General features: G+C 70.6%; 26 protein-coding genes. 10 read left to right on the forward strand and 16 right to left on the reverse strand.

Features of this window, described 5'->3' with window-relative positions:
* Positions 1–40: 40 nt before the first annotated feature.
* From GEV27_RS11800 to GEV27_RS11830, 7 genes are all read right to left on the reverse strand, one after another.
* Positions 41–1015, reverse strand: a complete 975-nt coding sequence (locus GEV27_RS11800; RefSeq protein ID WP_153652343.1) for a carbohydrate kinase family protein — start codon at positions 1013–1015, stop codon at positions 41–43.
* Positions 1016–1098: 83 nt separating this feature from the next.
* Positions 1099–1461 carry an iron-sulfur cluster assembly accessory protein gene (locus GEV27_RS11805; protein ID WP_153652342.1) on the reverse strand — a complete coding sequence of 121 codons (363 nt, stop codon included), beginning with the start codon at positions 1459–1461 and terminating at the stop codon, positions 1099–1101.
* An 82-nt stretch (positions 1462–1543) separates the two neighbouring features.
* Positions 1544–2659, reverse strand: a complete 1116-nt coding sequence (locus GEV27_RS11810; protein ID WP_153934398.1) for a glycerate kinase — start codon at positions 2657–2659, stop codon at positions 1544–1546.
* A 3-nt stretch (positions 2660–2662) separates the two neighbouring features.
* Positions 2663–3931 carry an aminotransferase class I/II-fold pyridoxal phosphate-dependent enzyme gene (locus GEV27_RS11815; protein WP_194839987.1) on the reverse strand — a complete coding sequence of 423 codons (1269 nt, stop codon included), beginning with the start codon at positions 3929–3931 and terminating at the stop codon, positions 2663–2665.
* Positions 3932–3963: 32 nt separating this feature from the next.
* On the reverse strand, positions 3964–4533 hold the full coding sequence (locus GEV27_RS11820; protein ID WP_153652340.1) for a hypothetical protein: 570 nt from the start codon (positions 4531–4533) through the stop codon (positions 3964–3966).
* A gap of 9 nt (positions 4534–4542) precedes the next feature.
* Positions 4543–5445 (reverse strand): zinc metalloprotease HtpX, encoded by a 903-nt coding sequence (htpX, locus tag GEV27_RS11825; RefSeq protein WP_153652339.1) that lies wholly within the window; start codon positions 5443–5445, stop codon positions 4543–4545.
* Complete coding sequence (locus GEV27_RS11830) at positions 5420–6142, reverse strand: PspA/IM30 family protein (protein ID WP_153652338.1); 723 nt, start codon at positions 6140–6142, stop codon at positions 5420–5422. The genes htpX and GEV27_RS11830 overlap by 26 nt, the downstream gene beginning before the upstream one ends.
* Before the next feature lie 30 nt (positions 6143–6172).
* On the opposite strand from GEV27_RS11830, the gene GEV27_RS11835 reads away from it, so the two are divergent.
* Positions 6173–6727, forward strand: a complete 555-nt coding sequence (locus GEV27_RS11835; protein WP_153652337.1) for a DUF3043 domain-containing protein — start codon at positions 6173–6175, stop codon at positions 6725–6727.
* 21 nt (positions 6728–6748) lie between these two features.
* Here the strand turns inward: GEV27_RS11835 and GEV27_RS11840 are convergent, their stop codons facing one another.
* Together GEV27_RS11840 and gcvT are read right to left on the reverse strand one after the other, a co-directional pair.
* Entirely contained in the window at positions 6749–6949 is a 201-nt protein-coding gene (locus GEV27_RS11840) for a hypothetical protein (protein ID WP_194839986.1), read from the reverse strand.
* A gap of 2 nt (positions 6950–6951) precedes the next feature.
* Positions 6952–8052, reverse strand: coding sequence for a glycine cleavage system aminomethyltransferase GcvT (gene gcvT / locus GEV27_RS11845; RefSeq protein ID WP_228765155.1), 1101 nt, complete (start codon positions 8050–8052; stop codon positions 6952–6954).
* Between the two features lie 58 nt (positions 8053–8110).
* On the opposite strand from gcvT, the gene GEV27_RS11850 reads away from it, so the two are divergent.
* Both GEV27_RS11850 and GEV27_RS11855 read left to right on the forward strand, forming a co-directional pair.
* Positions 8111–9556 carry a leucyl aminopeptidase gene (locus tag GEV27_RS11850; RefSeq protein ID WP_153652335.1) on the forward strand — a complete coding sequence of 482 codons (1446 nt, stop codon included), beginning with the start codon at positions 8111–8113 and terminating at the stop codon, positions 9554–9556.
* On the forward strand, positions 9553–10905 hold the full coding sequence (locus tag GEV27_RS11855; RefSeq protein WP_153934404.1) for a serine hydrolase: 1353 nt from the start codon (positions 9553–9555) through the stop codon (positions 10903–10905). Before GEV27_RS11850 ends, GEV27_RS11855 begins: the two co-directional genes overlap by 4 nt.
* Positions 10906–10993: 88 nt before the next feature.
* Here the strand turns inward: GEV27_RS11855 and GEV27_RS17845 are convergent, their stop codons facing one another.
* The gene (locus GEV27_RS17845; protein WP_208430841.1) at positions 10994–11578 is read right to left on the reverse strand and encodes a hypothetical protein; all 585 of its coding nucleotides are present in this window, start codon (positions 11576–11578) and stop codon (positions 10994–10996) included.
* A gap of 105 nt (positions 11579–11683) precedes the next feature.
* Between GEV27_RS17845 and lpdA the strand changes: the two genes are divergently transcribed.
* The 4 genes from lpdA to GEV27_RS11880 are packed head-to-tail and all read left to right on the forward strand — an operon-like array spanning position 11684 to position 16276.
* Positions 11684–13066, forward strand: a complete 1383-nt coding sequence (lpdA, locus tag GEV27_RS11865; RefSeq protein WP_153652333.1) for a dihydrolipoyl dehydrogenase — start codon at positions 11684–11686, stop codon at positions 13064–13066.
* A gap of 19 nt (positions 13067–13085) precedes the next feature.
* Positions 13086–14867: a 2-oxoglutarate dehydrogenase, E2 component, dihydrolipoamide succinyltransferase gene (sucB, locus tag GEV27_RS11870; protein WP_153934406.1), complete on the forward strand. Its 1782-nt coding sequence runs from the start codon at positions 13086–13088 to the stop codon at positions 14865–14867.
* Positions 14868–14870: 3 nt separating this feature from the next.
* Positions 14871–15761, forward strand: a complete 891-nt coding sequence (locus tag GEV27_RS11875; protein WP_153934408.1) for a TIGR01777 family oxidoreductase — start codon at positions 14871–14873, stop codon at positions 15759–15761.
* Positions 15758–16276 (forward strand): DUF664 domain-containing protein, encoded by a 519-nt coding sequence (locus GEV27_RS11880; RefSeq protein WP_309222207.1) that lies wholly within the window; start codon positions 15758–15760, stop codon positions 16274–16276. The genes GEV27_RS11875 and GEV27_RS11880 overlap by 4 nt, the downstream gene beginning before the upstream one ends.
* Here GEV27_RS11880 and GEV27_RS11885 read toward each other — a convergent pair.
* Positions 16269–16700: a hypothetical protein gene (locus GEV27_RS11885; protein ID WP_153934410.1), complete on the reverse strand. Its 432-nt coding sequence runs from the start codon at positions 16698–16700 to the stop codon at positions 16269–16271. The two genes, GEV27_RS11880 and GEV27_RS11885, sit on opposite strands and share 8 nt — an antisense overlap.
* Before the next feature lie 81 nt (positions 16701–16781).
* On the opposite strand from GEV27_RS11885, the gene lipB reads away from it, so the two are divergent.
* Positions 16782–17504, forward strand: coding sequence for a lipoyl(octanoyl) transferase LipB (lipB, locus tag GEV27_RS11890; protein WP_309222208.1), 723 nt, complete (start codon positions 16782–16784; stop codon positions 17502–17504).
* Here the strand turns inward: lipB and GEV27_RS11895 are convergent.
* The 4 genes from GEV27_RS11895 to GEV27_RS11910 form a co-directional block, all read right to left on the reverse strand.
* Complete coding sequence (locus GEV27_RS11895; protein WP_153911508.1) at positions 17494–18693, reverse strand: ABC transporter permease; 1200 nt, start codon at positions 18691–18693, stop codon at positions 17494–17496. The two genes, lipB and GEV27_RS11895, sit on opposite strands and share 11 nt — an antisense overlap.
* A complete protein-coding gene (locus GEV27_RS11900) occupies positions 18690–19568 on the reverse strand; it encodes an ABC transporter ATP-binding protein (protein WP_153934411.1) in 879 nt (292 codons plus the stop codon). The genes GEV27_RS11895 and GEV27_RS11900 overlap by 4 nt, the downstream gene beginning before the upstream one ends.
* 78 nt (positions 19569–19646) lie before the next feature.
* On the reverse strand, positions 19647–20306 hold the full coding sequence (locus GEV27_RS11905) for a response regulator transcription factor (protein ID WP_153934413.1): 660 nt from the start codon (positions 20304–20306) through the stop codon (positions 19647–19649).
* Positions 20303–21577: a sensor histidine kinase gene (locus tag GEV27_RS11910; protein WP_153911509.1), complete on the reverse strand. Its 1275-nt coding sequence runs from the start codon at positions 21575–21577 to the stop codon at positions 20303–20305. Before GEV27_RS11910 ends, GEV27_RS11905 begins: the two co-directional genes overlap by 4 nt.
* A gap of 74 nt (positions 21578–21651) precedes the next feature.
* On the opposite strand from GEV27_RS11910, the gene lipA reads away from it, so the two are divergent.
* Both lipA and GEV27_RS11920 read left to right on the forward strand, forming a co-directional pair.
* Positions 21652–22575, forward strand: a complete 924-nt coding sequence (gene lipA / locus GEV27_RS11915) for a lipoyl synthase (RefSeq protein WP_153911892.1) — start codon at positions 21652–21654, stop codon at positions 22573–22575.
* Between the two features lie 10 nt (positions 22576–22585).
* Positions 22586–23293: a DUF4191 domain-containing protein gene (locus GEV27_RS11920; protein WP_153652323.1), complete on the forward strand. Its 708-nt coding sequence runs from the start codon at positions 22586–22588 to the stop codon at positions 23291–23293.
* 7 nt (positions 23294–23300) lie between these two features.
* On the opposite strand, the gene GEV27_RS11925 is transcribed toward GEV27_RS11920, so the two are convergent.
* The gene (locus GEV27_RS11925; RefSeq protein WP_153652322.1) at positions 23301–23672 is read right to left on the reverse strand and encodes an RDD family protein; all 372 of its coding nucleotides are present in this window, start codon (positions 23670–23672) and stop codon (positions 23301–23303) included.
* Positions 23673–23716: the final 44 nt, after the last annotated feature.

The following is a 23716-nucleotide window of genomic DNA, read 5'->3' on the forward strand; positions in this document are numbered from 1 at the left end:
GAGGTAGGCGTCCGTCGCGCCGACCCGGTGCGGTATGCACTCATGCGAGCGAGAGGGCTGCGTCGATGTCGGCGCGGGCAATCTCGCCGTACGCCGTGCCGATGCGCTTGAGGAATCCCTCGCGCTCCAGGACGTACTCCTGCGTGCCCTTGGTCTCCACGACGCTCGCGGCGATCGTGCAGCCGATCTGGGCCGAGCGCTCGAAGTCGAGGCCCGCAGCGACGCCGGCCAGGAAGCCTGCGCGGAAGCTGTCGCCGACCCCGGTCGGGTCGACGGCCACGACGCCCTCGATCGCGCCGACCTCGATGACGTCGCCGCCCTCGGGGAAGACCGACGCGCCGTGCTTGCCGCGGGTGATGACCTGCGTGCCGACGTGCGCGCGCACGTCCGCGGTGGACCAGCCCGTCTTCTGCTCGATGAGGGCGGCCTCGTAGTCGTTGCTGAACAGGTACGCGGCGCCGTCGATCAGGTCGCGGATGACGTCACCGTCGGCCCACGCGAGCTGCTGGGAGACGTCCGCGGCGAACGGGACGCCCTTCTCGCGGCACGCGCGCGTGTGGCGCAGCATGCCCTCGGGGTCGTCGGGACCGATGAGCACCAGGTCGAAGTCACTGCCGAGGGCGAACAGGTCGATGTCGCGGGACTCGGACATCGCTCCGGCGTAGAACGCCGCGAACTGCGCCAGATCGGCGTCGGTCGTGCAGACGAAGCGGGCCGTGTGGCGCGTCTCGGAGACACGGACGCCCGAGGTGTCGACGCCCGCCTCCTCGAGCCAGCCGCGGTACTCGATGTCGAAGTCGCGCCCGACGGAGCCGACGAGGAGGGAGCGGTGGCCCAGCTGGGCGAGCGCGAAGGAGATGTTCGCGGCGCACCCGCCGCGGCGGACGTCGAGGTCCTCCACGAGGAACGACAGCGAGATCTTGTCGAGCTGGTCCGGCACGAGTGAATCGGCGAACTTGCCCGGGAAGGTCATGAGGTGGTCAGTGGCGATCGAACCGGTGATGGCGAGGTGCACCCCCACACAATAGTCAACGCCCTCCTGCGTCTGCAGGAGGGCGTCGTGTGACACACGTCCGGGTCATGCCCGGCTGACTGGGCTCAGTGGAACGAGTCGCCGCAGGCGCACGAACCGGTGGCCGCGGGGTTGTCGATCGTGAAGCCCTGCTTCTCGATCGTGTCGACGAAGTCGATCGTCGCGCCGCCGAGGTACGGCAGGCTCATGCGGTCGACGACGACGTTGACGCCGCCGAAGGCGAAGATCTGGTCGCCGTCGAGCGAACGCTCGTCGAAGAACAGCTGGTAGCGCAGGCCCGAGCAGCCACCCGGCTGCACCGCGATGCGCAGGGCCAGGTCGTCACGGCCCTCCTGGGCGAGCAGGCTGGCAACCTTGGACGCGGCGCCCTCGGACAGGCTCACACCGGTCTTGGTCTCTCCGGCGGTCTGGTCGGTCTCGACTGTCATGCGTACTCCCCATGGATCTGGTCTGGTGGACTCGTCGCCCTGGTCAACCTACGCGGCGACGATTCCATTCCATCGTACGCCGTCACGCCTGAGATCGGGGCGACCACGTCCGGGCCACACGGGCCGAGAGATCGGCCAGGTGGGCGTACGGCTTGCTCATCGACGCCTCGACACCGACGCGCTCGGCGACCGAGTACGCCGACTCGACCCCCATCGCGCGCATCTCGCGCGATCCCACCTGCACCTGCCCGGCCAGGACGATGCAGGGCCGCGCGGCCTCGCGGGCGACGGATGCGACACCGAAGACCACCTTGCCCGCGCGCGACGAGAAGTCGTACGTGCCCTCCCCCGTCACGACGAGGTCGTGGTCGACGGCCTGACGGGTCAGCCCGACCGCCTCCGCCACGAGGTCGATGCCCGAGACCACCGAGCCGCCCAGCAGCATGAGCGCGAAGCCGAGCCCACCGGCGGCGCCGGCCCCCTTGGCGTCCGCGACCCTTCGCTCGGCGGGGGTCGGCCCGCAGACCGCACCGACGAAACCGTCGAGAATCCCGTCGACACGCAGGATCTGCTCCTCCGTGAGCCCCTTCTGCGGGCCGAACGTCTTCGTGGCCCCGAACATCCCGAGCAGTGCGAGATCCACGTCGGACGCGATCACGAGATCGACGCCGGCGAGGCGTTCCCGGGCCGCCGTCACGTCGACCCGGGTCACGCCCGCCAGCGCATCCGGTCCCGCGTCCAGGGGGACGTCGGCGGTGGCCCCGAGGGCGGCCAGCAGGCCTGCTCCCCCGTCGTTGGTCGCGCTGCCGCCGAGCCCCACGACGACGCGACCGGCACCGGCGGCGACTGCCTCCGCGACGACCTGGCCCACGCCGTACGTCGAGGCGTGCAGCGGGTCGAGGGGGTCCAGGAGGTGCAGCCCACATGCCTGGGCGCTCTCGACGTAGGCCGTGCCGTCAGCGTGCAGCACCGTCACCGGCACCTCGGTCCCGACGGGGCCGCGCACCGTCACCACCGCGAGCTCGCCCCCGAGCGCGGCGTGCAGCACGTCGACGAACCCCGGGCCGCCGTCCGACATCGCGGCGACCGTCAGCACGTCGTCCGGCGCGTGACGGTGCCACCCCTCGGCGATCGCGCGGGCCGCCTCGGGCGCCGACAGCGTGCCGCCGAAGGCGTCGGGCGCCACGAGCACCCTCATGCTCTAGGCGAGCGCCTGCTCGGCAGCGGCGATCAGCACGCTCGTCGCGAGGACGTCGATCGCGACCGCGAGCTCGTCGGGCGACGGGTACGACGGCGCGATGCGGATGTTGCGGTCACGCGGGTCGTCGCCGTACGGGAAGGCGGCACCGGCCGGGGTCATCGCGACCCCTGCCTCACGGGTGAGCTCCACCACCCGGCTCGCGGTGCCGTCGACGACGTCGAGGCTCACGAAGTAGCCACCCTTGGGCTCGGTCCACGACGCCACGCCGTAGTCGCCCAGCCGCTCGCGCAGGATGCGCACGACCGCCTCGAACTTGGGCGCGAGGATCTCGCGGTGACGGTCCATCAACGCGTGCACGCCGTCGGTGCTGCCGAGGTAGCGAGCGTGCCGCAGCTGGTTGACCTTGTCGGGGCCGATCGTGCGCTTGCCGAGGTGGCTGAGGTACCAGCGGATGTTGTCCGCGGAGCTGCCGAGGAACGAGACTCCCGCACCCGCGAAGGTGATCTTGGACGTCGAGGCGAAGATCACCGCGCGGTCCGGGTGCCCGGACGCGACGCAGAGGCCGAGAATGTCGGCGGTCTTGGTCCGCTCCGGGGTCAGGTGGTGCACCGCGTAGGCGTTGTCCCAGAAGATGCGGAAGTCGGGGGCCGCGGTGTCGAGGGCCGCGAGCTCGGCGGCGACGGCCTCGCTGACGACCGAGCCGGTCGGGTTGCCGTAGGTCGGGACGAGCCACATGCCCTTGACCGCGGGATCCTTGACCACCTCGCGGACGGCCTCCATGTCCGGACCGTCGTCGTTGAGCGCGACCGGGATCATCTCGATGCCGTACTCCTCGAGCAGGGCGAAGTGACGGTCGTAGCCGGGCACGGGGCACACGAACTTGACCGACTCCTCCACTCCCCACGGCTGCTCGGAGCCCGGGACGCCGTGGAAGAGCGCGAAGACGAGGTTGTCGTGCATGATCGCAAGGCTCGCGTTGTCTCCTGCGACGACCTGCTCGACCGGCACCTGCATGATGGGCGCGAAGATCTCGCGCAGCTCGAGCAGACCGGTCAGCCCGCCGTAGTTGCGGGTGTCGGTGCCCTGCGCATCGGTGAAGTCGTCACCGGGCAGGTGGAGCAGCTCGTTGGACAGGTCCAGCTGGGCGGGCGACGGCTTGCCGCGCGTCAGGTCGAGCTTGAGCCCGCTGTCCTTGAGCGCTCGATGTTTGGCCGTCTGCTCGTCGAGGATGGCCTGGATCTGGTCACGGGTCAGTTCGTCGAAGCTCACCCGTCCAATCTAGCCTCTCGGCCGCCCGGGCATCAGCCCAGACCGGGCGCGCCCCAGATCGCGAGCCACTTGCTGAGATCGGGCTCGACGGGGACGTCGTCGGCGATCAGGCCACGGGTCTGGAGCTCCACCGCGTTGTCGCGACGCTCGCCGGTGTCGGGCGCGAACGGGTAGAACGTGCCCTGCTTGTAGAGGTAGACCAGCCCGTACGGCTTGCCGGCCGGCGTCGTGAAGACGACCGTCGAGCACAGCAGGGACGAGCCGAAACCCGCGTCCACGAGTGAGGAGTTGACTGCGTGCAGATCGGTTACCAAGCCGGAGATGTCGCCGTCGGCGCGGGTGACGGTCAACCAGTGGAAGCCGAACCGGTCCTCCGAGCGCGTGACCGTGGAGCCGACGCTCGACGTGATGAGCTGCTCGGCCTCGGCCATGACCTGGTCGTCGGCGGTGCCCTCGACGTCGCGGAAGCAGACCGATCCCGAGCCTGTCGGGGTGAAGCCCTGCGTCTGCAACGAGATGACAGCTTGGGGGACGGCGAACAGCACGTCCAGGTCGGCCGGCGGCGGCTTGCTGCGGCCGAGGATCGAGTCGAAGATTCCCACGCGCCGAGACTAGCCCTGCTCGGAGAGCTCTGCGCTGACCTGGGCCAGCTGGTCAAGGCGCTGCTGCAGCGGCGGGTGGGTCGAGAACATCGCCCCGACCGACTGACGGTTGATCGCCGGCGCGAAGAAGAACGCGCTGATGGCCTGGCTCTCGCGCAGGTCCCGGTTGGGGATCCTGGCCATCTCTCCGGAGATCTTGACCAGTGCCGACGACAGCTTGGACGGGCGGCCGGTCATGTACGCCCCGCTGCGGTCCGCGCTGAGCTCGCGGTAGCGCGACAGCGACCGGGTCAGCACGAAGCTGAGCGCGTACACCAGCATGCTGACGAGGAACACGACCGCGAAGACCGCGCCGCTGTTCCTGTTGTCACGGCTGCCGAAGATGTTGCCCGCGTACAGGCCCCATCGGGTGATGAACCCCGCGAGCAGGCCGATCGACGACGCGACGGTCATGACGGTGACATCGCGGTTGGCGACGTGGGACAGCTCGTGCGCGAGGACGCCCTCGAGCTCGTCGGCGTCCAGCCGCTGCATGATGCCGGTCGTGACGCAGACCGACGAGTGCCGGGGCGAGCGTCCGGTCGCGAACGCGTTGGGCATGTCGGTGACGGCCACCGCGACCCGCGGCTTGGGCATGTCGGCCAGCGCGCACAGGCGATCGATCATCGCGTGCAGCTCGGGCGCCTGCTGCGGCTCGACGACCTGGGCGTTCATCGACTTGAGCGCGAGCGTGTCCGAGAAGTACCACTGGCCCCACGCGAGCGCGAGGACGATCACGAGGGCGAGGACGCCGAGGTCCGTGAAGGAGTACAGCACCGCCGCGAACAGGATGTAGAGCGCGCCCAGCCCGAGGCTGACACCGCCCATCCGCAGGGTCAGTCCGCGGTCACTCCGAAATCGGGTGCGTGCCACTGTCGTCCTTCCGGTGCGTGATCTGGTCGAGCTGCCGGTCGACCTCGGCGTCGTCGAGCGCAGCGTCGAACTGGCGGCGCAGCGCGTCGTCGGGAGACTCCCCCGCCTTGGTCACGATGCCCTCCGCGACGAGCTCGTCGACTGCGTCCGACTGGGCCTCGAGCTCGCGCGTACGCCGCTCGGCCGACTCCATCGCCTGGTTGACGTCGCTCACGGCCGAGCCGATCCCGGTCGTCGCGCTGTTGATCTCTGCGCGCGCCGAGGCCGCGGTGTGCCGGGCGGCGAGGGTGTCCTTGCGGACCCGGAAGCCCTCGACCTCCTGCTCGACCTTCATGGCCGCGAGCTCGAGCTTGTCCTCCTCGGCCTTCAGGCTGGCGCGACGCTCCTCGAGGTCGGCGGCCGTCTTCTCCAGCATCACCTTGCGCGTCAGGAACGCGCGAGCCACGTCGTCATTGCCCTGGTCGACCGCCTGACGGGCCTGGTCGTCGAGCTGGGACGCCTGCTGGGCGATCGACGCGAGCTGCAGCTCGACGCGCTTGCGGCTCGTCGCGACGTCCGCGACACCACGGCGCACCTGCCGGAGCAGGGCCGTCTGGTTGCGGTAGGTCTCGTCCAGCCTGTCCTTCAGTGCCCCGGGGTCGTCACTGTCCGCGCGGCGCGATCTCCACCAACGGGTGACGCGTTGACCGATGCTCATGCTCACAAGCGTACGGGTAGGGTTGCGAGGGTGGTAGACGAGACAGAAGCAGGCAAGGGCCGCGCGACACCCACGCGCAAGGAGGCCGAAGCCGCTCGCAAGAAGCAGATGAAGACCCCGATGTCCCGCAAGGAGCAGCGCAAGCGGGACGCGGCCGCACGCGAGCAGGTCCGTCTCAAGCAGCGCGAGGCCCTCAAGAGCGGCGACGAGCGCTATCTGCCGGCTCGCGAGCAGGGACCGGTCCGCCGCTTCTCCCGCGACTGGGTCGACCGCCGCTACAACGTCGCGGAGTTCCTGCTCCCGATCCTGGTCGTCCTGCTGGTCCTGTTCGCGGTCGGCAGCGACAGCACCGCGCTCACCTCGGTGCTCACGGCGGTCGCCTACCCCGCCATCATCGTCGCGACCGTCATCGACGAGGTCATCATGACCCGCGGTCTCCGCAGGGAGCTCAAGGCCCGGTTCGGGCCCGAGTCGGTCAAGGGCTCGGTGATGTACGCGGTGCTGCGCAGCACGCAGCTGCGCCGCTTCCGTCTGCCCAAGCCGCAGGTCGCGCGCCGCGAGAAGCTCGGCACCAACTACCGCTGAGCCCGTCTGGCGGGTCCCCGCTCAGTTGTTCTCGGCGTGCAGCGACATCGGTCCGTAGATCTCGCTCTCGCCATCGAACAGGCGCACCTGATCGATGCCCTGCTCGAGGAGCTCGCCGAACGCCTCGCCGACCCACGACTCGGCGTCGCCGCGGTTGTCGAACTCCTCGGAGCGACCGGTCACCTCGCCCGTCGAGCTCTCGAACGTCCAGGTCCACGCCATGGTCATGACTCCTTCGTCGACGGTTGCACGAACGGCGGCTTGGTCACCGTGAACGCCTCGGAGCGGCCGCGCACGTCCACGACCACTGTCGCGCCATCCTCGACGGCGGGGTCGAGGAGCGCAAGTGCGATGCCCTGACGCAGGGTCGGCGAGAACGTGCCCGACGTGACCTCTCCGAGCTCGCTGCCCTCCGCATCAGCCACGCGCATGCCGGGACGCGGGATGCCGCGTCCCTGCGCGAGCAGACCGCGCAGCGTGGGGACCGTCTTCTCGGCGCGCTGGCGCTCGAGCGCCGCCTTGCCCCAGAACGTCTCCTTGTCCCATCCGACGGCCCAGCCCGCGCGGGCCATGACCGGGCTGATCTCGGCCGACAGCTCGTGACCGTGCAGGGGGTAGCCCATCTCGGTGCGCAGGGTGTCACGGGCGCCCAGTCCGCAGGCGCGGATGCCGTACGCCTCGCCGGCGGCCATCACGGCGTCCCACACCGAGGTGGCCGATCCGGCCGGGACCACGAGCTCGTAGCCGCGCTCGCCGGTGTAGCCCGTGCGGCAGACCGTGATGTCGTGGTCGGCGATGCGGGCATCCGCGAACGACATGTAGTCGTGGTCGACCGGCAGGTCGAGCGCCTGCAGCACCTCGTCGCTGGACGGGCCCTGGATCGCGAGGATCGCGTAGTCGCGGTGCAGGTCGGTGACCTCGATGCCCTCCGGCGCAGCGTCCCGAAGACGGGCCACGACCGCCGCGGTGTTGGCCGCGTTGGGGATCAGGAACACCTCGAAGTCGCTGCGCAGGTAGGCGATGAGGTCGTCGACCGTGCCACCGTCCTCGTCGCAGCACAGCGTGTACTGCGCCTTGCCGGGCCGGATGCGCCTCAGGTCGTTCGTGAAGCACGCGTTGACGAAGTCGGCCGCGCCCGTGCCCCGCACCAGGGCCTTGCCCAGGTGGCTGACGTCGAACAGGCCGACCCCCTCACGGACCGCCTTGTGCTCGGCCAGCACTCCCCCACCGGCGTACTCCAGCGGCATGTCCCAGCCGCCGAACTCGGCGAGCTTGGCGCCGAGCGCCACGTGACGGTCGTGCAGGGGTGAGTGCAGCAGATCCATGGTCCTCAACCTAGAGCAGGCTCGCGACGTCCGCCGGTGCGACCTTAGAGTGGCTGGCATGCCCACCGTCACCCTCAGCACATCGAAGCCGACCACCGCCCGCGCCGACGTCCTGGTCCTCGGGATCCGCAACGACGACGACAAGGGCGAGCTCGCCGAGGCCCTCGACCTGATGGGGTTCTCCGGCGAGAAGGGCCAGACCGTGAGATTCCCGTCGGGCGGACTGGCCAAGGCGCCGGTCGTGGTGGCGGTCGCGCTGCCCGCCGAGCCCACCGCCGAGGACCTGCGCCGCGCCGCCGCCAACGGCGTACGCGCCGCGAAGAACGCGACCAGTGTCGCGGTCGCCCTCCACCCGGCCGGCGTCGACGAGGTCGAGGCCATCGCCGAGGGGATCGAGCTCGGCACGTACCGCTACGAGGCGTACAAGACGAAGAAGAACGACAAGAAGGCTCGCGAGGTCACCTCGGCGGCCATCCTGACCCCCTTCGCCCGTCAAGGCACCGCGACCCGGGCGCTCGAGCGCGCCGCCACCGTCGCGGCCGCGGTCAACGCCGCGCGCGACTGGGTCAACACCCCGCCGGGCGACAAGCGACCTGCCGATCTCGTCGAGGCGTTCACGCAGCACGCGGGCACCGACGTCAAGGTGACCGTCTGGGACGAGAAGCGGCTCGCGAAGGAGCGGTGTGGCGGCATCCTCGGCGTCGGCCAGGGGTCCGACAGCCCTCCGCGTCTGCTGACCCTGTCGTACGAGCCCGAGGACGCCGTCTCGCACCTGGCGCTCGTGGGCAAGGGCATCACGTTCGACTCGGGAGGACTCTCGATCAAGCCCGGCGCCTCGATGCAGACCATGAAGCTCGACATGGCCGGCGCGGCCGCCGTCGTCGCCGCGACCGTCGCGATCGCACGCCTCGGCCTGCCGATCAAGGTCACCGCCTACGCGTGCGTCGCCGAGAACATGCCGAGCGGCCGGGCCACCCGGCCCGGTGACGTGCTGCGCATGCGCAGCGGGGCGACCGTCGAGGTGCACAACACCGATGCCGAGGGCCGCCTCGTCCTGGCCGACGGCCTCTCGCTCGCGGCCGAGACCGCACCCGACCACATCGTCGACGTCGCGACCCTGACCGGCGCGTGCATGGTCGCGCTCGGCCAGCACACGACTGGCATCCTGGGCAACGACGAGGAGTTCTCCGAGACCGTGCTGGCCGTGTCCCGGGACGCCGGCGAGTCCATGTGGCGACTGCCGATCACCGAGGAGATGAAGGGCGTCGTGACGTCCTCCAGCATCGGCGACCTGCGCCAGCACAACCCCAAGCCGTACGGCGGCACGCTGTTCGCGGCGGCGTTCCTGCGGGAGTTCGTGGGCGATGTGCCCTGGGCGCACCTGGACATCGCGGGTCCGTCGTTCAACGAGGGCAGCGCCTTCGACTACACCCCCGTGGGCGGCACCGGCACCGGCGTGCGGACGCTCGTGCGGCTCGCGACGGAGCTGGCCGGGGCTCGATGACGTTCGACGTCGCGACCACCGCCGCTCTCGACCGGCGACTGGCCAAGGAGCAGTCGGAGCGGCGCCTGCCCTCGGTCGCGGCCGCCGTCGTCCGGTCCGGTGAGATCGCGTGGAGTGGCGCCGTCGGCGCGGTGGACGGCCGCGCGGGAGGAGAGCCGGCGACGACGGACACCCAGTACCGGATCGGCTCGATCTCCAAGACGTTCGTGGCCGTGGAGGTCATGCGGCTGCGCGACGAGGGCCTGCTGGCGATCGGCGACACCATCGGGACGTACCTGCCCGAGGTCCCCTTCGGACAGGTGACGATCGCCCAGCTGCTCACCCACACGTCGGGCCTGCAGTCCGAGACCGACGGCGACTGGTGGGAGCGAACACCCGGCGGCAGCTGGGACCAGCTGCTCGCGTCCGGGACCGCGCTGCGCTTCACCCCGGGCACCGTGTTCCACTACTCCAACCTCGGCTATGGCGTGCTGGGCGAGCTCGTCGCCCGCCTGCGGGGTCGCCCGTGGCAGGACGCCGTCCGGGACGAGATCCTTGAGCCCCTCGGCATGCACCGCACGACGCCGCGCCCCACGGGGGCAGCTGCGCCGGGCCTCGCGGTCCACCCGCTCGCGGACCTGCTGCACGTCGAGCCCGAGCACGATGCGGGCGCGATGTCGCCCGCAGGGCAGCTGTGGTCCACCGCCGACGACCTGGCGACGTGGGCGGCGTTCCTCGCGGGCCGTGTCCACGACGTCCTCGCGGAGTCCACGCTCCGGGAGATGCTGCGACCCGTCGCGGTCAACGACGTCCCCGGTGCGACTTGGGGCGGCGCGCACGGACTCGGGTGGCAGATGTGGAACGTGGAGGGACGCCGGTACGCCGGCCACGGCGGGTCGATGCCCGGATTCCTCGCGGGCCTGCGCGTCGAGCTGGAGACCGGTGACGGCGTCGTCCTCATGACGAACGCCACCAGCGGGCTGGGCACGGCCACGACCGATCTGCTGGAGATCGTCCGCGACCGCGAGCCTGTCGCGCCGAAGCCGTGGCACGCGGATGCCTCACAGGCGGACGCCCTCGATCTCGTGGGGCCTTGGTACTGGGGCACGTACGAGTTCACGCTCGCACTCGGCGCCGACGGCGGGCTGCGCCTCGGCGAGCCGGGTCAGGGCCGGGGCGCCCGGTTCACCCGGGACGGGGACCGCTGGACGGGGCTCGAGGGCTACTACCGCGGCGAGCCACTGGCGGTCGAGCGGGACGAGCAGGGGCGCCCCGCGCGCCTCGTCCTGGCCAGCTTCGTGTTCACCCGCACCCCGTACGACCCCGCCGTCGAGATCCCCGGCGGCGTGGACCCGCAGGGCTGGCACTAGCCCTCCCCCGCAACCCGCCCAGATGTGCGGACTCCTGCACCGAATCCGCACGCGAAAGCGTGCAGGAGGGCGCAAATCGGGGCGGGGGTCAGTCCGGCAGGCCGAGGGCGCGGGCGGCGTCCTCGACGGTGTCCCACTTCTCGCGCTGACCGCCGAGGCGGTCGGGGTGGGCCTGCTTGCGGGCCTTGCGGTAGACGCGCATCAGGTCGTCGAACGACGGGTTGCTCGGCAACGGGTCCGATCCCGCGATCGACTCCAGCGTCATGATCGCGCGCAGCTCGCGGGGCGTCTGGGTCTTCGCGACGGGGGCAGTGGTCGTGGTCGACGACGTGGAGGACGTCGAGGAGGCCCTGGCCTTGCGCAGGTCGTACTCGCGCTTGCGGGACGGGATCGGGACGAGGTTGGAGTCGTAGACCGGCACCTGGAGCTTCTTGCGGGCGAAGTCGTGACCGGCCTGCGGTGAGGCCACCCGGCGCCGGATCGACTCACCATCGTCCGCGACGAGGAGCAGCGTCGCCTGCGTGACCGCGGTCTGCGGCTCGATCCATGCCTCCACGCCGCGCCGGGTGGCGGCGAACTCGCGCAACGCCTCGAGGTCGGCCCGGCTCGCGTTGCGGTCGGACACCGACGCCCCGCCGGCGGTCCTGGCCTTCCGGCCACGGAAAATTCCCATGCGACAAGTGTGCCCGATCGCCGGGCGCCGCCCGTCGAACCCCAGTGGCACAGTTCTTGCCTTGAGTGACAAGATGTGGATGCACATCGTCTTTGGGAGGACACCGTGGCGGACGTCGCCGGCAACAACTTCGACATCGTAATTCTCGGCGGCGGAAGTGGCGGCTACGCCTGCGCGCTCCGCGCCGTCCAGCTGGGCAAGTCTGTGGCCCTCATCGAGAAGTCCAAGCTCGGCGGCACCTGCCTGCACTGGGGCTGCATCCCGACCAAGGCCATGCTGCACGCGGCCGAGGTCGCCGACGGCGCCCGCGAAGGCGCCAAGTTCGGCGTGAAGTCGACCTTCGAGGGCATCGACATGGCGGCGGTCAACTCCTACAAGGACGGCGTCATCGACCGTCTCTACAAGGGCCTGCAGGGCCTCATCAAGTCCGGCGGCATCACGGTCGTCGAGGGTGAGGGCAAGCTGGTCGACCCCAAGACCGTCGAGGTCAACGGCGAGCGCTACACCGGCACCAACGTCGTCCTGGCCACCGGTTCGGTCTCCCGCACCCTCGGCCTGGAGATCGGCGGACGGGTCATCACCTCGACCGAGGCGCTGAAGATGTCCGAGGTCCCCGAGCGGGTCGTCATCATCGGCGGCAGCGTCATCGGCGTCGAGTTCGCGTCCGTGTGGAAGTCCTTCGGCGCCGACGTCACGATCATCGAGGGCCTGCCGACGCTCGTCCCGCTGGAGGACCCCTCGCTGAGCAAGCAGCTCGAGCGCGCGTTCCGCAAGCGCAAGATCAACTTCAAGACCGGCGTCAAGTTCGACTCGGTCAAGCAGACCGAGAACGGCGTGACCGTGACCCTCGAGGACGGCACCACGATCGACACCGACCTGGTGCTCGTCGCTGTCGGCCGCGGTCCCAACTCCGCCGGCATGGGCTACGAGGAGGCCGGCATCACGGTCGACCGCGGCTGGGTGCCCACCAACGAGCGCCTCGCGACCAACGTCGACGGCGTGTTCGCGGTCGGTGACCTCGTCCCCGGCCTGCAGCTCGCGCACCGCGGCTTCGCCCACGGCATCTTCGTCGCCGAGGAGATCGCGGGCCTCAACCCGCAGCCCGTCATCGACGCCGGCATCCCCCGCGTGACGTACTGCGACCCCGAGATCGCGTCGGTCGGCATCACCGAGCCCCAGGCCCGGGAGAAGTTCGGCGACGACGGCGTCGAGACGGTCGAGTACAGCCTCGGCGGCAACGGCAAGTCCCAGATCCTCGGCACGACGGGCAGCATCAAGCTCGTCCGCGAGAAGGACGGGCCGATCGTCGGTGTCCACATGATCGGCGCCCGCTACGGCGAGCAGGTCGGTGAGGCCTCGCTGATCGTGAACTGGGAGGCCTACCCCGAGGACGTCGCGCAGTTCATCCACGCTCACCCCACCCAGAACGAGGCGCTCGGCGAAGCTGCGCTCGCCCTCGCCGGCAAACCGCTCCACTCCCACGCCTGACCGAGATCCAGAGGACATCATGGCCACGTCTGTCACCCTTCCCGCTCTTGGTGAAAGCGTCACCGAGGGCACAGTCACGCAATGGCTGAAGTCCGTCGGCGACACCGTCGCCGTCGACGAGCCGCTCCTGGAGATCTCGACCGACAAGGTCGACACCGAGATCCCCTCCCCCGTCGCGGGCGTCCTGCTCGAGATCAAGGCCGAGGAGGACGACACGGTCGAGGTCGGTGCGGTCCTCGCGATCATCGGTGAGGAGGGCGAGAGCGCCGGAGGCGACACCGCCCCCGAGTCCGAGGGCTCCGAGGAGCCTGCGGCCGAGGCACCCGAGCCGGCGCCCGAGGCCGAGGAGCGCACCGTCACCCCCGACGACAGCGCCGAGCAGGCCCACGACGTGGCCGAGACGGCTGCTGCACCCCAGGCGGAGACCGCCCCTGCATCCGGCGGCGGCACCGAGGTGACCCTGCCTGCACTCGGCGAGAGCGTCACCGAGGGCACGGTCACCCAGTGGCTCAAGGCCGTCGGGGACGACGTCGCGGTCGACGAGCCGCTCCTGGAGATCTCGACCGACAAGGTCGACACCGAGATCCCCTCGCCCGTGGCCGGCAAGCTGCTCGAGATCCGCGCCGAGGAGGACGAGACCGTCGAGGTCGGTGCCGTGCTCGCCGTGATCGGTGCCGAAGGCGACGCACCCGAGCCGAAGGAGCCCGAGCCGAAGAAGGAGCAGGCTCCCCCGCCGCCGCCGGCTCCCGAGCCGACGCCCGAGCCCGAGCCCGAGCCGACGCCCGAGCCCGAGCCCGCCGCCGCGCCTGAGCCCACCCCGGCCCAGCCCGAGACGCAGGCTGCCCCCGAGTCCGCTCCCGCCCCGGCCGCCCCGGCCGAGAGCAACGGCGACTCGTACGTCACGCCGATCGTTCGCAAGCTGGCCAAGCAGCACGACGTCGACCTCGCCGGTATCACCGGCACCGGCGTCGGCGGCCGCATCCGCAAGCAGGACGTGCTGGACGCCGCTGCTGCTGCGTCCAAGCCGGCCGAGCCGGCCGCTCCGGCGGCCTCCGCTCCCGCGGCTGCACCGTCCGAGCTGCGTGGCAAGACCGAGAAGGTCACCCGCCTGCGCAAGATCATCGCGGCCCGCCTCGTCGAGTCCCTGCAGACCTCGGCCCAGCTGACGCAGGTCCACGAGGTCGACGTCACCGAGGTCGCACGTCTCCGTGCCCGCCACAAGGACGCGTTCCTCGAGCGCGAGGGCGTCAAGCTGACGTTCCTGCCCTTCTTCGCCAAGGCCGCGGTCGAGGCGCTGAAGTCCTACCCGCAGCTCAACTCGGCGCTGGACCTCGAGGCGGGCACGATCACGTACCCGGCCGGCGAGCACCTCGGCATCGCGGTCGACACCGAGCGCGGCCTGCTGGTCCCGACGATCAAGGACGCGGGCGACCTGTCCATCGCCGGGCTGGCCCGCAAGATCGCCGACTCGGCCGAGCGCACCCGCACCAACAAGATCTCGCCCGACGAGCTCTCCGGTGCGACGTTCTCGATCACCAACCTCGGCAGCAACGGCGCCCTTTTCGACACGCCGATCATCAACCAGCCGCAGGTCGCGATCCTGGGTGTCGGCGCCGTCGTGAAGCGCCCGGTCGTCATCACCGACGACCACGGCAACGACAGCATCTCCGTGCGGAGCATGGCCTACCTCGCGCTGACCTACGATCACCGGGTCATCGACGGCGCCGACGCAGGTCGGTTCCTGACGGCGGTCAAGCAGCGCCTCCAGGCCGGGTCGTTCGAGGCCGAGCTGGGATCCTGACCCGTGCATGTCGTCATCGGTGGGGCGTCCGGCTTCCTCGGCACGGCCCTGACCACGCACCTGCGTGGTCGGGGCCACCGGGTGACACGGCTCGTCCGCACCGGCCCCCCCGGTGACGACACGTCGGTGTGGGACCCGGCCGCCGGCCGGATCGACCAGGTCCTGGTCGACCGGGCCGACGCGGTGGTCAACCTGTCAGGATCCTCGATCTCGCAGTGGCCCCGCACGAGCTCCCGCAAGCAGGAGATCCTGCACTCACGGCTGACCGCGACGAGCACTCTCGCGAAGGCGGTCGCCGCCTCCTCGACGCCCACGGTCTTCGTCTCCGGCTCGGGCATGTCCTGGTACGGCACCGACCGGGGCGCGGAGGTCCTGACCGAGTCCAGCACTCCCGGTACCGGCTTCCTCGCCGACGTCTCCCACCAGTGGGAGGCCGCGGCGGCCCCCGCGGTCGAGGCCGGCGCCCGCACCTGCATCGTCCGGACGTCCCTCGTGCTGGACGGCAACGGCGGCATGCTCGCGCTCATGCTTCCCGTCTGGAAGCTCGGCGGTGGCGCCAAGCTCGGCAACGGCCGGCAGTACATGTCCTTCATCTCCCGGCACGACTGGGTCCGCGGCGTCGAGCACCTGCTGGTGAACGACGAGCTCTCCGGCCCCTTCAACTTCGCGATGCCGGTGCCGGTGACCAACGCCGAGTTCACCGACGCCCTGGGCGACGCGGTCCACCGGCCGACGTTCCTGGCGGTGCCGTCGTTCGCGGTCAAGGCCGCGCTGGGCGGGCTCTCCGAGGACCTGCTCGGCTCGCTGCGCCTCGTCCCGAGCGCGCTGACCGATGCGGGCTTCGCCTTCGCCGAGCCCGATCTCCCCGCTGCCCTGGCCACTGCGCTGTCGTGAGCGCGCCCCAGCCGCACGAGCCGCTCACCGACCCCGCAGCGCGGATCGTGGAGTATCTCGACTTCTTCCGCTCGGAGGTGCGCCGCCAGGTCTCGGGGCTCTCCCCCGACGTCCTCGGCACCACGCTCGTCCCGTCCGGGTGGACGATCCCCCAGCTCGTCGAGCACCTGGTGCACATGGAGCGCAGGTGGGTGGTCTGGGGTTTCCTCGGCGAGGACGTCCCGTCCCCGCGCGCCGATCGCGACGCCGACGGCCGCTGGGTGACCGACCGCTCGATCGACGTGCTGCTCGACGCCCTCGACGAGGTGGGCCGACGGACGGCGGAGATCGTCGGCGAGCACGGTCCGTACGAACGCGCGCGTGAGGGAGGGATGTTCGGCCCGGACGATGAGCTGCCCACGCTGCTCGGCATCTTGTTCCACGTCATGCAGGAGCACGCCCGCCACGCGGGTCACCTCGACATCGTGCGCGAGCTGATCGACGCCGGCGCTGACGAGGCCTCACCCGTCACCTGAGCCGACTGCCCGCGATCCGCCAGCCGTCGCGTGTGCGATGCAGCGTCACGCGGTGCCGTGAGGGCCGGTCGCGGGGCAGGTCGGTCACGGAGCCGTCGCCCCACTCGACCTGGGCCGGTGCCAGGACGTCGACCACGTCGAGCGTCGCCCTGTCGGCACCCGTGCTCACGACCCGGCACGTGAGCACGCGCAGCCGGGCGCCCACCACCCGGCCGTCGCGATCCGCGTACGAGCGGATCGTCGCTGCGTCGGCGGCCATCGCCCGGCTCCCGGCGACGTACACCGTGGCGAGCCTCGTGGGGTCTGCCTCCGCGAACGCCGCAGCCCGATCCGCATCGAGCGTCGCGAGCCGCACGGCCCATTGGTCGGCCGGTGCGGGAGAGGTCTGGCGCAGCGCCATCACGATCACCCAGATCCAGTCCATGCCCCCACTGTCGCGGCCTCCACCCGTTCGTGCGTCCGCGTGTCCACAGCCCGTGGTGGACGGCGGGGATAGTCTGGGCGGGTGACGACGATCGAGATCCTCGACGACTGGTACGGCGCCAACGCGATCGACTACGAGGATGCCTGGGAGATCCAGCGCAGCCTCCACGCGCAGCGCGTCGCGGACGAGATCGGCGACACCGCGATGTTCCTCGAGCACCCCCCGGTCTACACCGCGGGACGCCGCACCGAGCCGCACGAGCGGCCGTTCGACGGCACCCCGGTCGTCGACGTCGATCGGGGCGGCAAGATCACCTTCCACGGCCCCGGCCAGCTCGTGGGCTATCCGATCACCAAGCTGCCCTCGCACGTCCTGGTGGTCGACTACGTCCGGCGCGTCGAGGAAGCCATGATCCGCGCTGCCGCCGACCTGGGCGTCACGACCGGGCGCGTGCAGGGACGCTCGGGCGTCTGGGTCGCGGCCTCTGGGGTCCGACCCGAGCGCAAGGTCGGCGCGATCGGCATCCGGGTCTCGCGCGGCGTCACGATGCACGGCTTCTCGCTCAACGCCGACGTCGACCTCGCGTTCTACGAGCGATTCGTGCCGTGCGGCATCGCCGACGCCGGCGTCACCTCGCTGTCAGCAGAGGTGGGCCGCGACGTCACGGTCCGCGAGACCGCGCGCGCCGTGGCCCCCCACCTGGCCGAGCTGCTGGCGTGGGAGCCCTACTCGCCGTCGCCCGACCTCGCCGAGCAGGTCGAGATCGGGCCACGGGTCCCCGTGGGCTCCCCCGTCATTCGCTGAGCCGCAGCGCCTCCCCGAAGCCGATCTTGCGATCGGTGCGCATGAGCGTGCGCTCGTAGAGTCGGGCCGCGAAGCGTACGAGCACGACGGCGCCGAGGACATTGACCGCAAGGGCCACCCCGACCTGCCAGGCGGGCACGCCGCCCTCGGCCATCCGGGAGGGCATCATCATCGCGGAGACCACCGGCAGCATCGACACGACTGTCTTGACGCTCGCGCCGGCCGTCACGGCCAGGATGTAGGGCGCGAACAAGATCACCTGGCCGGGCATCGTGGTCGACTGCAGGTCCTCCTGCCGGGACGCCAGCGAGCCGGCAACCGCCCACAGGCCCGCCAGTGCGACGAACCCCAGCACGAAGAACAGCACGTACCAGGCCACGGCAGGGCCGATCGCGGAGAGGACCGAGGTCTCGCCTGTCAGCGCGAGGGACGCGACGCCCACGACCGCGAGCACCACGATCTGCCCGAGGGCCAGGGCCGTGTTGCCGACGATCTTGCCCCACAGCATCGCCCGGATCGGCACGGCGGCGGCCAGGATCTCCACGACCCGGCTCTCCTTCTCCTGCACGACGCTCTGCGCGATGTTCATGCCGAAGATGACGGCGGTGAGGTAGAACAGCAGCACGAAGACGAACGCAGTCGCCTGGCGAGGCCCCGCGTCCTCGCCGTCGGGGTCCAGCAACCGCTCGGCGACCGCCGAGCCGCGCTGCAGCTCGTCGAGGTCGACGCCCTGGGCCGCAGCGTTGTCGGCCAGTGCGGAGGCGGACGCGACGGCTGTGAGAGCGCTCGACAGCGTGGGGTCCACCTCCCGGTCGCCGACGATCTCGTAGCCCTCGTCGGTGGCGATCAGGGCGGCGTCGACGTCGTCGTCGCGGACGGCCTTCTCGGCCGCGGACACCGACTCGTACGAGCGTGCCGTCGCGTTCGAGCCGTCGTCCGCGCGGTCCACGAGATCGGAGGCGGACGACACCAGGTCCGCGCCCTGCCGGTCCACGACCGCCACGGTGTGATCGGTGGGCCGTCCGCCGAGGATCGAGGTCAGCACCACCAGCGCGACGATGCCGGCTGCCATCGCGAGCACCCCGTACAGGAACGACTTCTCGCGCACGCGGGTCATGACCTCGCGCTCGGCGACGACGCGCCAGGCGCCGCGCGCTCCGCGGTCGGGCTCTCGGGTCAGCGTGCTCATCGGATGACCTCCTTGAAGATCGCGGAGAGGGGTTGGCGGACGGGGCTGAACTCGACGACCGGCTCGCGGGCGATGACCGTTGCGAGCAGGTCTGCCGGGGTGGTCCCGTCGAGGTCGACCAGAGCGACCGGACCGGCGACGTCACGCACCTGGATGCCGCGCAGGTCCCGGATCCAGGCGGCATCGGTCCCGTCGAGGACGACGCGATAGCGATCGGCACCCTTGCCGCGCAGCTCGTCGACCGGACCCGCCGCGACGACGCGCCCGTGGGACAGGATCACCAGGTCGTCGCACAAGCGCTCGACCAGGTCGAGCTGGTGGCTGGAGAACAGCATCGGCTTGTCGCCCGCCTCCTTCGCGAGCAGCTCTGCCATGGCATCGACGGCGACCGGGTCGAGCCCGCTGAACGGCTCGTCGAGCACCAGCGCCTCCGGGCGGTGGATCAGGGCGGCGGCGATCTGCACGCGCTGCTGGTTGCCCAGGGACAAGGTGTCGAGCATGTCGTCGGCGCGGTCCGCCAGGTCGAAGTGCTCCAGCAGCTCCAGTGCGCGACGCCGTGCCTCCGCCCGCTCGATGCCGTGCAGCCGGGCAAGGAACACGAGCTGGTCGGTCAGCCTCATGCGGGGATAGAGCCCGCGCTCCTCGGGCATGTAGCCGAAGCGGCGGCGCTGGCCGGTCGAGATGGGCTCGCCGTTCCACAGCACCTCCCCCGACGTCGGCGCCAGGACGCCGAGGATCATGCGCATCGTCGTGGTCTTCCCGGCGCCGTTGGCCCCGACGAAGCCTGTCGTGCGGCCCGGCCGGACGGAAAAGGTCACGTCGTCGACGACGAGCGCATCGCCGTACGACCGACTGAGGTGCGAGATGTCCAACATGACTCCACGCTATGAGCGGACGGCTCCCGCACGCATCGGCCGCGAGGATGAACCCGGCTCGTCCTCGAGACGGAGGGCTCAGACGTCCGGCGACTCCATCAGTCCCGACTCGTGGGCGACGATGACGGCCTGGACCCGGTCACGGACGGCGAGCTTGGCCAGCACGCGTGAGACGTGCGACTTGACCGTCGCCTCGCTCACGTAGAGCTCGGCGGCGATCTCGCCGTTGCTGAGCCCGCGGCCCATCGCGACCAGCACCCCCCGCTCGCGCTCGGTCAGCTCGTCCAGGCCGGACGGACGTGGCCCGCGCTCACGCTCGGTCGACCTCGCGATGACGCGCTGGGTCACCTCGGGCGCGAGCAGCGAGTGGCCCTGCGCCACGACCCGGATCGCCGAGACGAGATCGTCAGGCGGGCAGTTCTTGAGCAGGAACCCGCTCGCCCCCGCCTGCAGGGCGGCGAAGAGATACTCGTCGTCGTCGAACGTCGTCAGGATGAGCACGCGACAGCCGGGCATCTGGGCGACGACGCGGCGCGTCGCCTCGATGCCGTCCATGCGAGGCATCTGGACGTCCATGAGGACCACGTCGGGCGACAGCTCCCGCGCACGCTCGACCGCGGCTGCGCCGTCGGCGGCCTCCCCCACGACCTCCAGATCGTCCTCGACCCCGAGGATCATCCGGAACCCGGTGCGTACGAGCTCCTGGTCGTCGGCGACCAGCACACGGATCGTGCTCATGCGGTCACCGGGATGCGGACCCGCACCCTGAACCCACCCTCGGGCCGCGGCCCGATCTCGCACAGCCCGCCGTGCATGGCCGCCCGTTCGCGGATCCCGGTCAGGCCGAATCCCCCGGAGGCCGCAACCGGCTCGGGCCACTCGGCACCGTCCCCGTCGTCGATCACCTCGACCTCGACCCACGCCGGCCGCTCGTCCTGGGCCGGCCCGAAGCGCATCACCACCTCGCCTCTGACGGCGCGGGCATGACGACGGATGTTCGCGACCGCCTCCTGGGCGATCCGAAAGAGCGAGAGGCCGACAGTGGGTGGCACCGCGAACGACTCCCCCACCTGACGGAACGTGATCGCCGGCGTCGATCCCTGCCCCGATTCGGTCGTCGCGAGCATGTGGAGCTCGTCCAGACCCGGCTGGGGGCCACGCTCGTCCTGGTCGCGGTCCGAGCGCAACAGCCCGACCAGCTGGTGCATCTGCTGCACCGCCTGCCGCGACGAGCGCTCGATGACACCAAGAGCCGCGCGGGCGTCGTCGGGCTGCTTCTGCAGGATCCGGCTGATGCCGGCCGCCTGGACGCCGATGCCGCTGACGTGGTGCGCGACCACGTCGTGCAGGTCGCGGGCGATGCGCACGCGTTCGGCCTGCACCGCAGCCTCCTGGGCGCGGTCCTGGGCACGGCGCTCCGCGGCGGCCCCCTCGGCGATCTCCTCACGCTGGCGCGCACTGCGCCACGCATCGTGGCCCCAGGCCATCGCCCCGAAGAGATACACGATGTTGATCCCGACCGAGTAGACGATCGCCGCGACGTACGGCGGGATGAGACCCTCCTGCGGGCGGTCCGGCAGATCCGTCGTGACGATCTCCCACGTCAACCAGCCGAACATCGCGACGAGCACGACGACGCTCGTCACGTACAGACCCCGCCGCGAGCGGGACCACGCCCACGCCGAGTACAGGGCGACGAACTCGATGAGCTGGATCGTGAAGATCGTGCCGAAGTCCTCAAGCCGCTCCACGATCACGAGGAACAGGACCGACACCAGCAGGACCGTCACCAGCGGGAGACGTCGCCGCAGTCCCAGCAGCAGTCCGGCCAGGCCGAACAGCACGTAGGCCTCGATCCCGTTCCAGCCGAGCGGAGAGCCGTAGCCGCTGTGCCAGACCTCGACGGACACGATCGACACGATCGCGGCGGCGACGCCTCCCCACAGGTCTCGCCGCACCTCCTCGGAGGTGGGCTTCGGTCGCGTCCACCGGCGGTCCAGATCCAGCACGCGACCGAGCCTAGGGCAATGTGGGTGACAGGCGTACGCTTGCGTGCGTGACCATCGCACCCGAGGGACGCAAGATGTTGCGGCTCGAAGTACGTAACGCCGAGACCCCCATCGAGAAGAAGCCCGCGTGGATCAAGACCCGCGCGAAGATGGGCCCCGAGTACAACGAGCTCATGAAGCTGGTCAAGGGCGAGGGCCTGCACACGGTCTGCCAGGAAGCCGGCTGTCCCAACATCTTCGAGTGCTGGGAGGACCGCGAGGCCACCTTCCTCATCGGCGGCGAGCAGTGCACCCGTCGCTGCGACTTCTGCCAGATCGACACCGGCAAGCCCGACCCGATCGATCGCGACGAGCCCCGCCGGGTCGCCGAGAGCGTCCAGAAGATGGAGCTGCGCTACGCCACGATCACGGGCGTCGCCCGCGACGACCAGCCCGACGGCGGCGCGTGGCTGTACGCCGAGACCGTCCGCAAGATCCACGAGCTCAACCCGGGCACGGGCGTCGAGAACCTGATCCCCGACTTCAACGGTGTCCCCGAGCTGCTGGCGGAGGTCTTCGAGTCCCGCCCCGAGGTGCTCGCCCACAACGTCGAGACCGTCCCGCGCATCTTCAAGCGCATCCGCCCCGCGTTCCGCTACGAGCGCTCGCTCGACGTCATCACCCAGGCGCGCGACTTCGGGCTCGTCACCAAGTCCAACCTCATCCTGGGCATGGGTGAGACCCGCGAAGAGGTCTCCCAGGCGCTGGTCGACCTGCACGAGGCCGGCTGTGACCTGATCACGATCACCCAGTACCTGCGCCCGTCCAAGCGTCACCACCCCGTCGAGCGCTGGGTCAAGCCCGAGGAGTTCGTCGAGCTGGCGACCGAGGCCGACGAGATCGGCTTCGCCGGCGTGATGTCCGGGCCGCTGGTCCGTTCGTCCTACCGCGCGGGCAACCTCTACAAGCAGGCCGTCGCCTCAGGACGCGGAATGAGCGCCGCAACCCTCGCGCCGTAGACTGGTGGGCATGTCCAACACCGCCCCCACCCCCGCCAAGGGTCGCCTCGGCCAGATGCGCCAGGCCTACTCGATCACCAAGAAGAGCGACCGCAAGATCGGTCTCATCCTTCTGCTGACGTTCATCCTGGTGGCCGGCGTGTTCGGCGCGCTGGGCTACCTGGTGTTCGGCACCAGCACGATCGGACTGATCATCACGATCCTGTTCGCGCTGCTGATCGGTGTGCTTGGTGTGCTGATCGTCTTCGGCCGGCGTGCGGAGAAGGCTGCGTACGCCCAGGTGGAGGGACAGCGGGGAGCCGCCGCCGGTGCGCTGCAGATGCTGCGCCGCGGCTGGGAGGTCAAGCCCGCGATCGCGTTCAACAAGAACCAGGACGTCGTGCACCGCGTGGTCGGTCGCCCCGGCATCATCCTGGTCGGTGAGGGCAGCCCCAACGCCGTGCGTGGTCTGCTGGCCGCTGAGGTCAAGAAGCACGCCCGCGTGGGCGGCGAGGACGTCCCGGTCACCGGCATCGTCGTGGGCAAGGAAGAGGGACAGGTTCCCCTCACCAAGCTCGTCAAGCACATCAACAAGCTGCCCAAGAAGATCAAGCCGGCCCAGATGACCGACCTGATCTACAAGCTCAAGGCGCTCGACGCGATGCGTCCGGCCGCTCCCATGCCGCGTGGCCCCGTGCCGACGAGCATGAAGGGCCAGCGCAAGGCGATGCGCGGCTGACGCTGCGTCAGACCCGTACGACCCGCGACCCCGCGGCCAGGTCGTGCAGCCCCCGCTTGTCGTCGGTCATCACGATCGCCGGCAGGACGATGCTGAGCAGCAGCGTGCGCAGCAGCGCCCGCGGGATGCCGATGGGGAGGCCTGTGCGGCCCTCGACCCGCAGGCCCAGCAGCTGCTTGCCGATCGAGCGACCCACGAGTCCTTCGAGGATCGCGACCTCCGCGACGAAGAACGCGATGATGATGAACGTCTGGCTAGGGTCCTCGTCCAGTGGTGCCGGCGGATAGCTCACGCCGGCCAGCGCAACCGCACTGAGAGCGGCCACGACCCAGTCGATGAGCAGGGCTGCGAGACGACGACCGAGCGAGGGAATCTCCACCCGGGAAGCCTACCGAGCAAGGCCCGTTCCCCTCCCGGAGGGGA

Origin of the sequence: Aeromicrobium sp. S22, from assembly GCF_009661045.1 — a bacterium.
Taxonomy (GTDB): Bacteria; Actinomycetota; Actinomycetes; order Propionibacteriales; family Nocardioidaceae; genus Aeromicrobium; species Aeromicrobium yanjiei.

Bases quoted from the DNA above. Each gene is read 5' to 3' on its own strand.
- GEV27_RS11895 (WP_153911508.1), bottom strand. From the start codon at position 18,693: ATGAGCACGCTGACCCGAGAGCCCGACCGCGGAGCGCGCGGCGCCTGG.
- GEV27_RS11885 (WP_153934410.1), bottom strand. From the start codon at position 16,700: ATGGACTGGATCTGGGTGATCGTGATGGCGCTGCGCCAGACCTCTCCC.
- GEV27_RS11850 (WP_153652335.1), top strand. From the start codon at position 8,111: ATGCCCACCGTCACCCTCAGCACATCGAAGCCGACCACCGCCCGCGCC.
- GEV27_RS11920 (WP_153652323.1), top strand. From the start codon at position 22,586: ATGTCCAACACCGCCCCCACCCCCGCCAAGGGTCGCCTCGGCCAGATG.
- GEV27_RS11855 (WP_153934404.1), top strand. From the start codon at position 9,553: ATGACGTTCGACGTCGCGACCACCGCCGCTCTCGACCGGCGACTGGCC.
- GEV27_RS11840 (WP_194839986.1), bottom strand. From the start codon at position 6,949: ATGGCGTGGACCTGGACGTTCGAGAGCTCGACGGGCGAGGTGACCGGT.
- GEV27_RS11805 (WP_153652342.1), bottom strand. From the start codon at position 1,461: ATGACAGTCGAGACCGACCAGACCGCCGGAGAGACCAAGACCGGTGTG.
- GEV27_RS11905 (WP_153934413.1), bottom strand. From the start codon at position 20,306: ATGAGCACGATCCGTGTGCTGGTCGCCGACGACCAGGAGCTCGTACGC.
- sucB (WP_153934406.1), top strand. From the start codon at position 13,086: ATGGCCACGTCTGTCACCCTTCCCGCTCTTGGTGAAAGCGTCACCGAG.
- GEV27_RS11900 (WP_153934411.1), bottom strand. From the start codon at position 19,568: ATGTTGGACATCTCGCACCTCAGTCGGTCGTACGGCGATGCGCTCGTC.
- gcvT (WP_228765155.1), bottom strand. From the start codon at position 8,052: ATGGATCTGCTGCACTCACCCCTGCACGACCGTCACGTGGCGCTCGGC.
- GEV27_RS11810 (WP_153934398.1), bottom strand. From the start codon at position 2,659: ATGAGGGTGCTCGTGGCGCCCGACGCCTTCGGCGGCACGCTGTCGGCG.
- GEV27_RS11830 (WP_153652338.1), bottom strand. From the start codon at position 6,142: ATGAGCATCGGTCAACGCGTCACCCGTTGGTGGAGATCGCGCCGCGCG.
- GEV27_RS17845 (WP_208430841.1), bottom strand. From the start codon at position 11,578: ATGGGAATTTTCCGTGGCCGGAAGGCCAGGACCGCCGGCGGGGCGTCG.
- lipA (WP_153911892.1), top strand. From the start codon at position 21,652: ATGTTGCGGCTCGAAGTACGTAACGCCGAGACCCCCATCGAGAAGAAG.